13 protein-coding genes and 1 tRNA gene are annotated in these 14,170 nt (G+C 38.8%); 3 read left to right on the plus strand and 11 right to left on the minus strand.

Annotated elements, in window-relative coordinates; translation table 11 throughout:
- Positions 1 to 25: 25 nt before the first annotated feature.
- From aroC to ACYVJ6_RS05275, 6 genes are all read right to left on the minus strand, one after another.
- Positions 26 to 1,120 (minus strand): chorismate synthase, encoded by a 1,095-nt coding sequence (gene aroC / locus ACYVJ6_RS05250; RefSeq protein WP_460692976.1) that lies wholly within the window; start codon positions 1,118 to 1,120, stop codon positions 26 to 28.
- 85 nt (positions 1,121 to 1,205) lie between these two features.
- The gene (gene aroA, locus ACYVJ6_RS05255) at positions 1,206 to 2,483 is read right to left on the minus strand and encodes a 3-phosphoshikimate 1-carboxyvinyltransferase (protein ID WP_460692977.1); all 1,278 of its coding nucleotides are present in this window, start codon (positions 2,481 to 2,483) and stop codon (positions 1,206 to 1,208) included.
- Positions 2,484 to 2,490: 7 nt separating this feature from the next.
- Positions 2,491 to 3,621, minus strand: a complete 1,131-nt coding sequence (locus ACYVJ6_RS05260; RefSeq protein ID WP_460692978.1) for a chorismate mutase — start codon at positions 3,619 to 3,621, stop codon at positions 2,491 to 2,493.
- 40 nt (positions 3,622 to 3,661) lie between these two features.
- Positions 3,662 to 4,579: a prephenate dehydratase gene (locus tag ACYVJ6_RS05265; RefSeq protein WP_460692979.1), complete on the minus strand. Its 918-nt coding sequence runs from the start codon at positions 4,577 to 4,579 to the stop codon at positions 3,662 to 3,664.
- A gap of 212 nt (positions 4,580 to 4,791) precedes the next feature.
- Complete coding sequence (gene aroB, locus ACYVJ6_RS05270) at positions 4,792 to 5,892, minus strand: 3-dehydroquinate synthase (RefSeq protein ID WP_460692980.1); 1,101 nt, start codon at positions 5,890 to 5,892, stop codon at positions 4,792 to 4,794.
- A gap of 5 nt (positions 5,893 to 5,897) precedes the next feature.
- On the minus strand, positions 5,898 to 6,104 hold the full coding sequence (locus ACYVJ6_RS05275; protein ID WP_460692981.1) for an RNA-binding S4 domain-containing protein: 207 nt from the start codon (positions 6,102 to 6,104) through the stop codon (positions 5,898 to 5,900).
- A gap of 102 nt (positions 6,105 to 6,206) precedes the next feature.
- On the opposite strand from ACYVJ6_RS05275, the gene ACYVJ6_RS05280 reads away from it, so the two are divergent.
- Complete coding sequence (locus tag ACYVJ6_RS05280; RefSeq protein WP_460692982.1) at positions 6,207 to 7,385, plus strand: proline dehydrogenase family protein; 1,179 nt, start codon at positions 6,207 to 6,209, stop codon at positions 7,383 to 7,385.
- Here ACYVJ6_RS05280 and ACYVJ6_RS05285 read toward each other — a convergent pair.
- Complete coding sequence (locus tag ACYVJ6_RS05285) at positions 7,382 to 8,017, minus strand: HAD family hydrolase (protein ID WP_460692983.1); 636 nt, start codon at positions 8,015 to 8,017, stop codon at positions 7,382 to 7,384. The two genes, ACYVJ6_RS05280 and ACYVJ6_RS05285, sit on opposite strands and share 4 nt — an antisense overlap.
- A gap of 65 nt (positions 8,018 to 8,082) precedes the next feature.
- Here ACYVJ6_RS05285 and ACYVJ6_RS05290 point away from each other — a divergent pair.
- Together ACYVJ6_RS05290 and ACYVJ6_RS05295 are read left to right on the plus strand one after the other, a co-directional pair.
- Positions 8,083 to 8,156, plus strand: a tRNA-Ile gene (locus ACYVJ6_RS05290).
- A gap of 293 nt (positions 8,157 to 8,449) precedes the next feature.
- Positions 8,450 to 9,676, plus strand: coding sequence for a site-specific integrase (locus ACYVJ6_RS05295; protein ID WP_460692984.1), 1,227 nt, complete (start codon positions 8,450 to 8,452; stop codon positions 9,674 to 9,676).
- A gap of 223 nt (positions 9,677 to 9,899) precedes the next feature.
- Here ACYVJ6_RS05295 and ACYVJ6_RS05300 read toward each other — a convergent pair whose 3' ends face one another.
- Genes ACYVJ6_RS05300 through ACYVJ6_RS05315 form a run of 4 tightly spaced genes read right to left on the minus strand, consistent with a single transcriptional unit; the run spans position 9,900 to position 14,083 of the window.
- On the minus strand, positions 9,900 to 11,693 hold the full coding sequence (locus ACYVJ6_RS05300) for an SAVED domain-containing protein (protein ID WP_460692985.1): 1,794 nt from the start codon (positions 11,691 to 11,693) through the stop codon (positions 9,900 to 9,902).
- Between the two features lie 2 nt (positions 11,694 to 11,695).
- Entirely contained in the window at positions 11,696 to 12,568 is an 873-nt protein-coding gene (locus ACYVJ6_RS05305) for an AAA family ATPase (protein ID WP_460692986.1), read from the minus strand.
- Between the two features lie 3 nt (positions 12,569 to 12,571).
- Entirely contained in the window at positions 12,572 to 13,060 is a 489-nt protein-coding gene (locus ACYVJ6_RS05310) for an HORMA-1 domain-containing protein (RefSeq protein ID WP_460692987.1), read from the minus strand.
- A gap of 9 nt (positions 13,061 to 13,069) precedes the next feature.
- The gene (locus ACYVJ6_RS05315; RefSeq protein ID WP_460692988.1) at positions 13,070 to 14,083 is read right to left on the minus strand and encodes a CBASS oligonucleotide cyclase; all 1,014 of its coding nucleotides are present in this window, start codon (positions 14,081 to 14,083) and stop codon (positions 13,070 to 13,072) included.
- Between the last annotated feature and the right edge of the window lie 87 nt (positions 14,084 to 14,170).

Raw genomic sequence — 14,170 nt, forward strand, 5'->3', positions numbered from 1 at the left:
TATTCATAATTCAAAAATTGAATGGTTATGGCAATATTGAATTCCTGTTCCTCAACCAATGGTCTGCTACAACCAAAGCAGCCATTGCCTCAACAATAGGTACGGCGCGTGGCACCACACAAGGATCATGGCGGCCCTTGCCTGATATTTCGGCAGCGTTGCCATCACCATCTACAGTAGCCTGGTTTTGCATAATGGTAGCCACAGGTTTAAAGGCTACCCTAAATTCAATAGGCATACCGTTGCTGATACCGCCCTGTATACCGCCCGAATAGTTAGAGATGGTTTTAACCTTGCCCTGCTCGTCGGTTATAAAAATATCGTTATGTTCTGATCCGCGCATCTGGCTGCCAGAAAAACCTGAACCAAATTCAAAACCATGTACCGCGTTTATGCTTAACATAGCCTTACCTAATTCGGCATGTAGTTTATCAAATACCGGCTCACCTAAGCCAACCGGGCAATTCAATACATGGCAGCTTACCACACCACCAACCGTGTCGCCTTGCTTACGGATATCATCAATAAAAGCTATCATTTCATCCGCAGTAGCCGGGTCGGCGCAACGTACTATGTTTTTTTCTCGTTCGTCAATAAAATCCTGCGCTTTAGTTATTTCTACATTTGGCGCATTTATCTTGCCTACGCTGCTTACATGGGCAATTACCTCAATACCCTGGCTTTTCAATAAAAGTTTGGCTAATGCGCCCGCAGCTACCCGTGCGGCGGTTTCACGGGCTGATGATCTGCCCCCGCCACGATGGTCGCGTATACCGTACTTGGTTTGGTAAGTATAGTCAGCATGTGATGGACGGAAAACATTGGTATTATGGCTATAATCTTTTGAGCGCTGATCTTCATTAGGTATCAGCATGGCAATTGGCGTTCCGGTAGTTTTACCTTCAAATAAGCCCGACAGTATTTTAACCGTATCGCTCTCTTTACGCTGTGTAGTGATCTTTGACTGGCCGGGCTTGCGTTTATCCAGCTCGCCTTGTATATAGTCCAGATCAACCGGTAATTGAGCCGGGCAGCCATCAATAATTACCCCAATAGCTTCGCCATGCGACTCGCCAAATGTGGTTATCCTGAATAATTGTCCGAATGAATTGCCTGCCATAATTTATATTGATGTGCAAATATGCGTATATGCAAATGTGCAGATTGTTTAATTTTATAATTATAAAAGCTTTCGCCTTTTAGCTTTAACCTTTTATCTCAATTTCAAATCCTAACTGCTCCAGATCGCTCCAGAAGGCCGGGTATGATTTTTCAACTACTTTTTCTTCTTCCAGTTCAACTTCCGGTATAATCAATGCCAAAGGGGCAAATGCCATAGCCATGCGGTGATCTTCATAAGTGTTTACAAACAGGTGCTGCGGAATAAATTTTTCGCTGCAGTCCAGTTTGTACATCAGGTTATCCTCAATCAGCTTAACACCCATTTTGCCAAGCTCATTTTGTAAAGCTTTTACACGGTCTGTTTCTTTTATCTTTAAAGTCTCTAAGCCGGTAAATGTAGCCTCGTGTCCTAATGCCGCGCAAACTACAATAACGGTTTGTGCCAAATCAGGGCACTTTTTCATATCAAACAGGTCGCGGCTGATAGGTTTGTTTTCCTTTTTTAAGTAAACACCACCATCCTTAAACTGCGAGGTAATACCAAAATTGGCCATGAGTTCGGTGATAACGCTATCGCCTTGTAAGCTATATTGGGTCAATCCTTTTAAAAATATCTCTGCATCATCGGCTAAGGCTGCAATAGCGTACCAGTAAGATGCCGCGCTCCAATCCGGTTCAACAGGTAAAGTAGTTTCTTTAAACTCCTGGTGTGCAATACTAATGGTATTGCCCGCCCAGGTATGCTTAATGCCCGCCTGCTCAAGCATAGCTAAGGTCATCTCTACGTATGGGCGTGATGTTAACTCGCCTTCTATATTTAGTTGTAAACCCAAAGGCAATCGTGCAGCAATTAGTAATAAGGCGGTAATGTACTGGCTGCTGATATCACCTTTAATGCTGATGGTATCAGTAACCTGTTGTAAGTTGCCTTTTATTTTTATCGGGGGAAAGCCATCATTCTCCTCGTAATCAATAACAGCACCCAACTGGCGCAAAGCATTTACCAAAACACCTATTGGTCTTTGTTTCATGCGTTGGCTGCCGGTTAAAATAACAGGCTCGTCCTGCAATGTAAAATATGCCGTTAAAAAACGCATAGCCGTACCCGCTGGACCGATATTGACAGTGGTGAGTGGTGAGTGGTGAGTAGTGAGTGGTTCTCCCGCAACTTGCAATTTACGCTTTAAAATGCTCGCCAAAGTCATCGTGTCGGCCGCGTCCGAAACGTTTTGTACCATTACTTTGCCTTCGCTTAATGCTTCAATAATCAAGGCGCGGTTACACTCACTTTTTGAACCGGTGAGGTTAACCGTACCATTTATTGATCTGCCTTTTTTAGTAAGCAGTATGTTATTACTCATGTTTGTATTAAGCGTGCGTGGTAACTTTATCTTCTGCCGCTCCGGCTATATCCGTATTCATTACCTCTGTTTGTTTGCGGATCGACTCGCTATGGATCAACTCTAATAGTTTTTCCGTGAAATCAGCATGTAATTTTAATGCTTTACCGTAGTTAATACGTTTGTTTAATATCTCATCCCAACGGTTTACCTGTAAAATGGTAATATTGTTATCGCGTTTGTAAGTGCCAATCTGCTCAGCAATATTCATGCGCTCAGCCATTTTCTGGATGATCAGGTCATCAATTTTATCTATGTTGTTGCGCAATTCGCTCAGTTTATCATTTACTTCAGCGTCACGGGTTTCCGGTTTGCGTAAGGTTAAACGGTCAATAATATCAATTAAGGCTGATGGTGTAACTTGTTGCTTAGCATCTGTCCAGGCAACACTTGGGTCGATGTGCGATTCGATCATTAATCCCTGCATATCCAGATCAAGCGCTTTTTGTGATACGTAACCAATTAACTCACGGTTACCCGAAATATGGCTCGGATCGCAAATTAGAGGTAGGTGGGGAGCCAATGTTTTTAAGTGGATAGCAATATCCCACATTGGTTCGTTACGGAAAGCAGTTTTTTCGTAAGATGAAAATCCACGGTGTATTGCAGCTAATTTGGTGATACCTGCATTATTGATACGCTCCAAAGCGCCTATCCATAATGATAGATCCGGGTTCACCGGATTTTTAACCATTACCGGAATATCAACACCTTTTAAAGCGTCAGCAATTTCTTGTACAGTAAAGGGGTTAACTGTTGAACGGGCACCAACCCATAAAATATCAACACCTGCTTTTAAAGCTTCTTCAACGTGTTTACCTGTAGCTACTTCAACAGTAGTTGGTAAACCTGTTTCTGCTTTAGCGCGCTTTAACCACTCTAAACCAATGCTGCCTATACCTTCAAATTCTCCGGGACGTGTACGTGGTTTCCAGATACCGGCACGTAATGCGGTAACACGACCTGTATTAGCTAATAAATGTGCAGTTGCTACCAGCTGATCTTCTGTTTCAGCACTGCATGGGCCTGCTATTAAAAGAGGTTCTTTTCCTGTTTTTATCCAGGAGTTTAGGGGTTGTATGTTTAAATCCAGTTTCATCTTATTTTAAAAATTCAAATATCGGTAAAAAGTATAGTTTTTAGTTGGTTAATTTTTTAATGCTAATGTATTTGCGGGCAGGTTTTGCTTTAGCTAAATTTAGTTTCTTTTCAATGTCGCTATCGTCTTCGTGCCTTTTGTATTCGCCCAAAATATTAAAGTTTTGAGTGTATTTAAGTATCTGTTTTACAGCTGTATCATATTGTTTGGTATCTTCCCACTCTACATCAACATAAAAGTTGTATTCATTACGGCGCCCAAGTACCGGCATGGATTGTATTTTACTCATGTTTACACTTTGCGCAGCAAAAATATTAAGCACTTTAGCCAACGCACCAACCTGGTTACCCACCTGGAAACATAGCGAAGCCTTATTTGCCGCTTGTTTTTTGGCAGCGTTTTCATGCGTGGTTAGTATCAAAAACCGGGTATAATTCTTTTTGTTTGATTCAATGCGGCGTTCTAAAATATCTAACCCATATAAGTTGGCCGCCAATGAGTTGGCAATAGCTACTGTATCAGTTAATTTTTCGTCATGTATCCGTTTTGCACAGGCCGCGGTATCATTGCTTTCTACAATTTTTAAATTCGGATAATCGTCAAAAAAGTCAATACACTGGCGTATAGCAATAGGGTGTGAGGTTACGTATTTTACATTTTCAAGCACCACCCCGGGCAAAGCCAATAAATGCAGTTGGATAGGCAGGTAAATTTCGCCCACAACCGGAAAGTTATAATTAAGTAACAAACTATAGTTGGGCAATATGCTTCCGGCAATGCTATTTTCAATAGCCATTACTATATAATCAGCCTCGTTTTTTTCTAAGGCTTCAAATGTTTGTTTAAAAGAGTTACACTCAACGGTTTGGATATTTTCTCCAAAAAATTTAAAGGCAGCCTCTTCATGGAACGAAGCTTTTATGCCCTGTATGGCAACTCTTGGTTTTTCTTTCTTCATAACGTATTTAAAGCAAAAAGTCCCGGCTATTATGCCCGGGACTTTTCAGTTTCTTTATATGATTATTAGTGCATATTAGTCCCGGCTCTCACTGTTAAAGTAAAAGTAGTAACCATAAAAATATACACTTGTTAACTTCATTGTTTTTTATTTCGCTGTAAATGTACAGCATAATATTGATTTGTCAAAAAGAAAAATTATTTTTTTGAACTTTATAATTCGGCGTAATAAGCCAAAGCCTCAAATAATTCCTCTTTAGTACAGTTATTATCAATATTAAACTGGCCTATAGCATCTAATAACGTACAGTTTATTTGCCCGTTTTGGTTCTTTTTATCCTTTAACATATACTGTAATAAAGTATTGTTATAAGTATCTTTTAGTGGATATCTTGGATAAAGGTTCATCAATACCTCGGTTATCTCTGTAAGTTCGGCAGCCGTTAGTTTTGCTTTTTTGTGCGATAGGTAGGCCTCGCATATCATACCGATGGCTATAGCTTCGCCGTGCGATAATGAATCCTCATCATTTAATAAAGAATAGGTCTCAACCGCATGCCCAATAGTATGCCCAAAGTTTAATGATTTGCGGATATTTTTTTCGTGCGGATCCTCCATCACCACCTTGTTTTTTATACCTACTGATATATAAACCAATTCGGCTGATGGATTTTTAAGGTCGCTGGTTTTAAGTTTGTTCCAATACCCGGCATCACAAATCAAACCATGCTTCAACATTTCGGCATTGCCTGATAGTATCTGGCGTGCAGGTAAAGTTTGTAAAAAACGGTAGTCGATAAAAACAGCTTTAGGCTGGGTAAACGTGCCTATAATGTTTTTAATGCTATCAATATCAATGCCTGTTTTACCACCCACAGAAGCATCTACCTGCGAAAGCAGAGTAGTAGGTACATGCACAAAATCAATCCCTCGTTTAAAGGTGGATGCTGCAAAACCACCCAGGTCGCTAATAACACCACCGCCTAAGTTAACCAGTAGACTTTGCCTGTCGGCACCAAAATCTATAAGCATTTTCCAAACACCTATGCAAAAATCAATGTCTTTGCTTTCTTCGCCGGCGTTTATTTCAATAATATCAAAAGTGCGGTCGCCTATGGCATCCTTTACTAAAGGCAGGCAATGTTCGCCGGTATTCTCATCAGTTAAAATAAAAAATTTGGAGTATTTACCCTCGTCAATAAACTTCACCAGTTCATTAAGGCTGTTTTCAAAATATATATTGTAGGTATTGCTTTGTATCGTCTCCATAATTTCAATAGCGCAATTATCGCTATAAATTGTATCAGTATCCATAAAAATTAAATCACCTTTATTGTATCGCCATTAAACTCCACTATATCGCCTTTCTTAACTTTAAGGCGTTTGCGGTAATCAATTGCGCCATTATACTTAACTTCACCCTCGGTAACTACTATTTGCGCTTCGCCGCCGGTTTGTACCAGATTGGCTGCTTTTAGTAATTGTATCAAATGTATAAAGTCGCCGTTAAGTCTAAATTCGATCATTGTGCGGCAAAAATAAACTATTCATACAATAATGGGTTATGTTGATATAATTTTGTTGATAGTTCATGGTTATAGTCATGTGCGGATAGGCAAATAAAATTTATGGATATAAAGAAACTATCATTTGAAAATACCGAGATCGCCTTTAAGCATTACAGCAATGCCGCGTTAAACAGGGCATACTGGTTGTTCAAAATAATCAGCAGTAATTTTTTGGTAAAGATCGGTCCGCCCATTACCAATTTCGCGGTTAAAATTGGCTTACCTATTAAGGGATTGATAAAAGCGACCATATTTAAACATTTTTGTGGCGGGGAAACCATTATAGAATGCGGCTCAACGATCCGCACATTGCGCCAAAATAATGTATGCACCATACTGGATTATTCGGTAGAGGGCGAAGACGATGAACAAGTATTTGATAATACCCGCGATGAGATCATCCGCACCATTAAGCGTGCTACCGAAGACGATGCCGTACCTATAACCGTTTTTAAAGTAAGCGGACTTGGCCGTAATGAGCTTTTGGAGAAACTTGATGCAAGGTTACCACTAACGCCTGCTGAAGAGGAGGAATGGGAAAGGGTGCAAGACAGGGTAGCAACTATTTGCCTTGAGGCGCATACTGCCGGTATCCCGGTTATGATAGATGCTGAAGAAAGCTGGATTCAAAATACCATTGATTTACTGGCCCTAACTATGATGCATAGCTTTAACAAGGGCAAAGCTATTGTGTATAATACCTACCAGTTATACCGCCATGATAAATTGCGATCATTGATTGACGACCATGTAATGGCGGTTAAAGAAGGCTTTATTTTGGGTGCCAAATTGGTACGTGGTGCATATATGGAAAAGGAGCGTGCCAGGGCAGAGGAGAGGGGATACCCATCGCCCATACAGCCTGATAAGGAGGCTACCGATACCGACTATAACGACGCGTTGATCTATTGCATTGATCATAACGGCGAGATAGCCATAGTCGCGGGCACCCATAATGAAGAAAGTTGCCGCTTGCTTACCGAGTTAATAGCCGAGAAGGGTATTGATCCTAAAAACCCTCATGTATACTTTTCCCAATTATTAGGCATGAGCGATAACCTTACTTTTAACCTGGCTGATGCGGGTTACAACGCAGCCAAATATGTGCCCTATGGCCCTGTTAAAGCGGTATTGCCTTACTTATTCCGTCGTGCGCAGGAAAATACCGCTATAGCCGGGCAAATGGGCCGTGAGTTGAGTTTGATCGTAAAAGAAAAAAAACGTCGTAAGTTGGGCTAATCTAACAATCCGTTAGTTTTAAAATACTGCTGTATGTTATCAGGCGCGGTCATTAAATAGGTTTGCATACCCAGTTTTTTTGCAGTCTCTAAATGCTGTGGGCTATCATCAATAAATAAAGTCTCGGCAGGTTCAAGGTTGTTTTCGCACAGGACTTGTTCAAATATCTCAGAATCGGGTTTGCGTTTACCTACCAGGTGCGAGTAATAAACCTTTTCAAACAGATCATCATTGTTGCCCATGCCAAACTCTTTTTGCAGGTAGCTGTGCACATAATCGTAATGAATGGCGTTAATATTACTCAGCAAAAAAGTACGGTATTTAGCCTTAACCTGTTTTAATAATTCATGGTTTCCCAGCGGGATATCCAAAAATATCTTATTCCATGCGCCGTCTATTTGTTCGTCGGTAAGGTCGGGTTTGCCTGATAACTCTCGTATCCGGTTCCTGAAATCTTCAACACTTATTTCGCCACGTTCCAATAAATTAAATACCGGGTCCTGTTGGCGGTGGCCATAAAATTCGGCTGCATTATTGATACCCAGTTGTTTCCATGCTTCGGCAACTTTGGCGAAATCAATATTGAATATTACGTTCCCGTAATCAAAAATAATGTTTTTAATATTTTGCATTAGCTCTTTGTAATTAGCGCACAAATATGTAAAATTGCAACCTGAAATTTTTAGAAATTTCAACCGCGCCTATAGCTCAGTTGGTTAGAGTAGAAGACTCATAATCTTTTGGTCCCTGGTTCGAGCCCAGGTGGGCGCACAAACCTCTCTTTGGAGAGAATTAAAAACCCTCTAAGTCGCTGATTTAGAGGGTTTTTTCATTTATTCTCCCCTCAACAACCGTCAAGAAAGCCAAAGTTCTCGTTACCTATCCGACTACCTGTTTATAATTTTTAACTTAGGTAACACAAACCTATTCAATGAATTGACATACAGTTAATTACAGCGATAAAAGTTTGTTTAAATCAGTCTTTTTAGGCGATTCTGTGTTACCTTTTTGTTATCTAAAAACAGGGTGTTTATTGAGCATTTTAAACTTAAAAATTAAATTTTATGCAAACATCACAGTCATTCGGTATCCATTTTACCACGCGCCCGGACAAAGCCAGGGACGGAAAAGAACCAATTTACGCTTGCGTAACCGTAAATAAGCAAAGGGCTTACATTGCACTCAAACATAATGTCGATCCAAAAAATTGGGATAGCGGTAAGGGAACGGCTAAAGGCAATAAGGATGAAGTTAAATCCATTAACAATTACCTGGGAGAGGTTCGTAACACGATCAGCAATAACTACAAGCAGCTACAGCTTAAAGGTAAAATGCTTTCCGCAAAAGCAGTGAAAGATCTGTATTTGGGAGCAGAAGAGGAAGTTTATACCCTCAGCCGCCTTTTTACCTACCATAACGAAACTTCCACTACAGATTTGAAATGGAGTACCCTTAAACATTATTATGTCACCCAGCGCTATTTAGTGAAGTTTTTGGAGGATCAGCACCAATCCACTGATATTTACCTGCATCAACTCGATTTTAAATTTGTAAAAGATTTTGAAGTTTATTTACGTAACCATAAACCAAAAGATCACCAAAAGCAGATTAATAACAACGGAGTGATGAAGCACATCATTCGACTTAAAAAAATGGTCAACCTGGCGATGAACCTGCAATGGATCGACAATGACCCTTTTGCAGCTTATAAGTTGAAAATACAGAAGGTAAACCGGGAGCAACTATCCGAAAAAGAACTGGCTGATATGGAAAAGAAAGTATTTACCATAGAGCGCCTTGATATGGTTAGAGATTTGTTTGTTTTTTGCTGCTATACGGGACTGTCCTATGTAGATGTTATCAATTTAACACCAGGCCATATTGTTGCCGGTACAGATGGCGAAAAGTGGATCAGGACTTGCCGTGAGAAAACAATGATTCCGGTTAATGTGCCCCTTTTACCGCAAGCACTAAAAATATTGGATAAATACAAAGCCAATATACGATCACTATCAGGAGGTAAAGTTTTCCCTGTAATGTCCAATCAAAAAGTAAATAGCTATCTAAAAGAGATTTCCGAGGTATGTAACATTGCAAAAAATGTAACCTTTCATTTGGCCAGGCATACTTTCGCCACTACAATTACACTTTCAAACGGTGTACCCATTGAAACAGTAAGCAAAATGTTAGGGCACACAAAAATCACGACCACGCAGATTTATGCGAAAGTGGTCGAAAGGAAATTGAAGGAGGATATGCAAAATCTGAAAAACCGTTTAGCTTCCAAATAACTGATTATCTTATTGATAAATTCAATCTTATTACAAAGCGTTTTTTATAATCAAATTTTTGATGCACCGGAACTAAGAAATACAACTCAAATTTCAACAGACGAAGCATTTAAATTGCCATGCAAGTTACTTTGAAACGGGCTTTAAATGTGTAAGAACTATTTTTAATATTATGAAAACAAGCAATTTATTGAAACATAAATTGCTTGTTTATAGCAAATATTTATGATAAGTTAATTTGAAAACTTTTAAGACCGGTTTTAATTTTTTCACCATTTAGCATTTTAAAGCCATCCAAAATATCATCAATTAAATTAGGGGTAAATCGATAAACCTTATTTCTTACAAAAGCAGCCAATTGGCATTTATTATTTTGCTTAGAGTTTAGTTTATAAAATGTGCGGTAACCACGTAGCTCCATTGGTGCTCCTGCGAGTTCTATTACAGGTTTATCAAGTAAAATGGCTAAAATTTCTCCAAATGACCCTTCTCCGTCAATATTTTCGATCAGTACCCATTGCCAGTACCAATTTAAAAACCTGTTCATGGATCGAACCTGAATTATGTTTAACTCGGCACCAGTATCAACAAAACTCCACATGGTTTCTATAGCCGTTTCGATAGCATTACAAAAAAATTGTTTTAAACCCTTTTTGAGTTTTGAATTTTCGTAAATAGAAGCGTACTTATATTCTGTTAATAGGCCCCACACATCTGCCTGGTAATCTGCCTCTTCAATAACTTTTGGGAATTGCCCGATACCATTGGCAACTTCTTTTGTTAATCGGTGGCCGTCCTTGCTATAATGTAAAGCTTCATGGAAAAAGAACAACCGGCTTGCTTGCATAATATCTGTATCAGGCGATTTATTCAGCCGTTTTTCTAAGCCAAATAAAAAACCATCATCAAGTAACCAGGTGTTAGATTTCTCAATATATTCAAATCCATCTTCAACGTCAACGGTTTCAATATCAATTTTATCATTTTTTAAACTGGTTTTATTTATGTCCGTTACAGACGACCAGGGATGTTTCAACTGCTTTGATACCTTTTTATATTCCGCATCAGTAGCGCAAATCATTTGTAACCAATTTTCTGTCTTCTTTCCTGCAATTTGTGTTATAAATGGTTTTAAATTATCGTCCAATTGGTTTTGCCATGCTATTCTTATTTTTTGCGCCGCTTTTCTATCATCCTCAGAAAGTATTATCCGGCTGTCTACTTCTTTTGTAACCAAAATAGCTTCTTTATATTTCGGACTTTCATCCCGGCTAAACTGGTAGGTTTGTACAAACGGGTAGATGTTCGTATTAATACGAGTACCCAATGCAAAGGGCAGACCAGCAGAAGACGCAATAAATAACTGTATTTTGTCGCGGTCGCTTAACTTGTTAGCATAGGTATCTAAAACGCTCTGAAATGCAGTAACTACTTTTTCTATGCAGTTCTGATCGTATAGTGAATCAACATTTGGTGTTTGTAAAACGATGTCAAATTCGTTAGACGGGTTTGGCACTACCTCGTATGTAGCCTGTTTATCAATATTAAAAGAAGTAGCAACTCTGATACTAACATCACCCTTCCCTTTTTGAATTTCAACAGGTAGATCAAGTGGTAAAATTGAAAATAAATATTCTGTTGATGGCTTTGCGCTTTCTTTTAGCCATTTATGTACTTTATGATGATACTGATATATAACATAGGGGTGAGTATTACCGATCAAAAACCCGAAATGAAATGCAATTGGGATGGGTGTTAAGCCAAAATATGCAATTAAAGCGTCTGGATTTTCGTCTAATACAGGTTTTACTACCTCTACAAATTTCCTTTGTTGATAAAGTGCTAAATTATCAAATGATAAATTATAAAGTTCACTCAACTTAGCATTGCCGGCTTCAAAATCGATAAACTTATAGTTCTCAATTTCGTCATTACCTAAAGCAGATAAACATTCTGATTCAGTGATTTTTCTATCTAAGCCGTAATGAGCGATTACTATGGTTAGTCTTCCTTTCATGTTTAGTTAATTAGTGGAGATGGTTTAACCGTTTTCAATAGCTCCAGGTAAATATCAATCGAAAAAGGAGTGTTGGTTTGAATTGCTAAAAATAAAGCTTGTTTGCCTACTTTTTGTATCAGGTCTGAAAAACTATAAGGTGTTTTATTTTCACTGGCTTTAACAAGTTTATCTAACTCGTCCGCGTTCAAAGCAGTGCCCTCAAATAAACTTTCAAATACCAATTTTCGGGCCTCAGCATTTGGCCTTTCAAATTCAATTATTTGTACTGCTCTTCTTATAACCGCTGGATCTAAAACTTTTAACCTGTTTGTTATTAAAATGACCGCCAGTTCAATTTTTTCCCGGGAAACTAAATCAATCTGTTTAATTAAAACATTCAAACCTGCACGGTCTTCATGATGGGCTTGATTTTGATCTCTATCTGTTGCTAAATCATCGGCTTCATCAATGATAAGAACACCCATCTCACCGGCTTTTAAACTTTTTTTTATTTGTGTAAACGCATCGGTAATACGATTGCCTATGTCGCCGACAAGGCCACCGCCGCGTATATTTGATGGGGTTTCGTAACAAACAACCCTTTTATTAATTAGGTTACTTAAAGGCGTTCCAATACTATGGGCCAAAGCTGTTTTTCCGCAGCCCACATCACCAGCCAAAATTATTAATGGGGTGCCCGATAATATGTTAGAAAAAAAAGCAAGTTTGTTAGCATGGTGTGTTTTGTGCCATTTGTTTACTTTATCAGTATTAAAAAAAAGTTCCAACGAGTTTAATAATGCCGCCTTTTGGTTATCTATGGCAATAAGTTGATCATATGCTTTTTGTGAAGCGGTATCAGGGTGTTTATTTTGTTGAAGTTGAACGTCCATATATTATTTTGTAATTACTGATCTCGATAATTTTAAACTATTACTTATATAATCCCTTTCTGAACTTTCGTTACCAACCAAAGGAGATCCGTTGTGGCCCCAGCCCCTGCGTTCTAATTCTTCATTAACAGAAGTTGAATTTGGCTTACCAAAATCCATATCAGCAAACAAACCAGCCGTAGAACCGGCAGGAATTGACCAGAAATTTATTCCGCCAGATAAACTGCCGCTTGAGAGGTGACCGCCCACACTAACGGTATATTTATAAGATTGAAATTTTGTACCAGCTGAATTATACAACTGAATTTCAAACGATTTTAGTAGTTTCTCATTGAGAAGATAGGTGATATCATTAATCCAGCCTTTGGCTCTATCGTATGATATAATTCCTTTGTTGGCAAAACCAATTATGTCTTCATAAGTGTTTTGCATGACTGCCTTAACATCAGCTACGGTGTAAGTGTCTGTTCCTGTAAATGTAATTGCGCTCATATTTTTTTGTTAATCGCAGTGTGATGAAAATATTTTACCAAATAGTAATTGTAATTGTGCAAGGCTATCTACATCCCTACCATCAAGATCAGCTACTATTGCCCTATTCATAATCTCAGCAGCTTCCTGTAGCCATTCAGCGAGGTCGTCAACCTGATACCAAGACCAACTCTTTACAATGTTATTGTCAGACATTACGGGGTCAAGAACAGTCCAGGTTTTTGAGGTGTCAGGGGTTACGCTCTTATAATAATCTTTAAACCATATCGTTTCTTTTTGCTTAACAATATGGGCTAAGTAAGAGAACCAATTTGCTAAAGTTTGCGGATAAGTAGTATCATCGCCACAGGTTTCATAAGCTTTGGCTGAAAGCAGGTTTATTAAGAAACTGGGAATACTTAATTTATCGTTTGTTTCATGCTCTTTATTAATACGCCACCATTTTAGTAGACGTATCATATCATTAAAGGTAACAATACCATCAGTGTTTTTTGTTACCGCGGTCCTCGTTCTTATAAACTCCCGGTGTTTTTCAATACCGGTTCTAATCTCCTCGCCAGTATTGCGAATCAAAACTTGTTCTCCGCTTTTACTGCCTTCAAACATAGGCACGATATCAAAGGTCAATTTTTCGTTATCAAAAATGATATTAACAGAACTTTTTGTCTCTTCGATTTCGTGGTCAGGGTAACACTCCTCCGCATATTTTTTAAACCTGCGAATGAGAGGCTCAAACTCTGTTTCTTTGTCCTTTTTCACAACAAAAGGTAAATCAATATCCTGACCTTCAGTTGTCGTGTTGCCGTACATATGCCTACGCAATCCAGTGCGTGTTGCAAATGAACCGGAATGCGGCATATCAACAATGGTAAGGCCATCGGCTTCAGCTTTGGCTTTAATATTGGCCCTTACTTCATCAGATTTTATTTTAATGGCGTCCCGACTTTCACGCGGCGGGGCTATCCAAGCAACGAAATTTTTTATCCTTACGTGTAAGGTGCTTCTATGGCTGTATGAACTCATGTTATATTAATTTATGTTAACGTATAATTGGATATGCTCCATAAAATATATTTTTCGCCACATGGCAAAAAAATAATATTTAAGAGC

The organism is Mucilaginibacter puniceus, assembly GCF_054783175.1.

Coding starts and splice junctions, on each gene's coding strand:
- aroC (WP_460692976.1), bottom strand. CDS start 1,120: ATGGCAGGCAATTCATTCGGACAATTATTCAGGATAACCACATTTGGC.
- aroA (WP_460692977.1), bottom strand. CDS start 2,483: ATGAGTAATAACATACTGCTTACTAAAAAAGGCAGATCAATAAATGGT.
- ACYVJ6_RS05260 (WP_460692978.1), bottom strand. CDS start 3,621: ATGAAACTGGATTTAAACATACAACCCCTAAACTCCTGGATAAAAACA.
- ACYVJ6_RS05265 (WP_460692979.1), bottom strand. CDS start 4,579: ATGAAGAAAGAAAAACCAAGAGTTGCCATACAGGGCATAAAAGCTTCG.
- aroB (WP_460692980.1), bottom strand. CDS start 5,892: ATGGATACTGATACAATTTATAGCGATAATTGCGCTATTGAAATTATG.
- ACYVJ6_RS05275 (WP_460692981.1), bottom strand. CDS start 6,104: ATGATCGAATTTAGACTTAACGGCGACTTTATACATTTGATACAATTA.
- ACYVJ6_RS05280 (WP_460692982.1), top strand. CDS start 6,207: ATGGATATAAAGAAACTATCATTTGAAAATACCGAGATCGCCTTTAAG.
- ACYVJ6_RS05285 (WP_460692983.1), bottom strand. CDS start 8,017: ATGCAAAATATTAAAAACATTATTTTTGATTACGGGAACGTAATATTC.
- ACYVJ6_RS05295 (WP_460692984.1), top strand. CDS start 8,450: ATGCAAACATCACAGTCATTCGGTATCCATTTTACCACGCGCCCGGAC.
- ACYVJ6_RS05300 (WP_460692985.1), bottom strand. CDS start 11,693: ATGAAAGGAAGACTAACCATAGTAATCGCTCATTACGGCTTAGATAGA.
- ACYVJ6_RS05305 (WP_460692986.1), bottom strand. CDS start 12,568: ATGGACGTTCAACTTCAACAAAATAAACACCCTGATACCGCTTCACAA.
- ACYVJ6_RS05310 (WP_460692987.1), bottom strand. CDS start 13,060: ATGAGCGCAATTACATTTACAGGAACAGACACTTACACCGTAGCTGAT.
- ACYVJ6_RS05315 (WP_460692988.1), bottom strand. CDS start 14,083: ATGAGTTCATACAGCCATAGAAGCACCTTACACGTAAGGATAAAAAAT.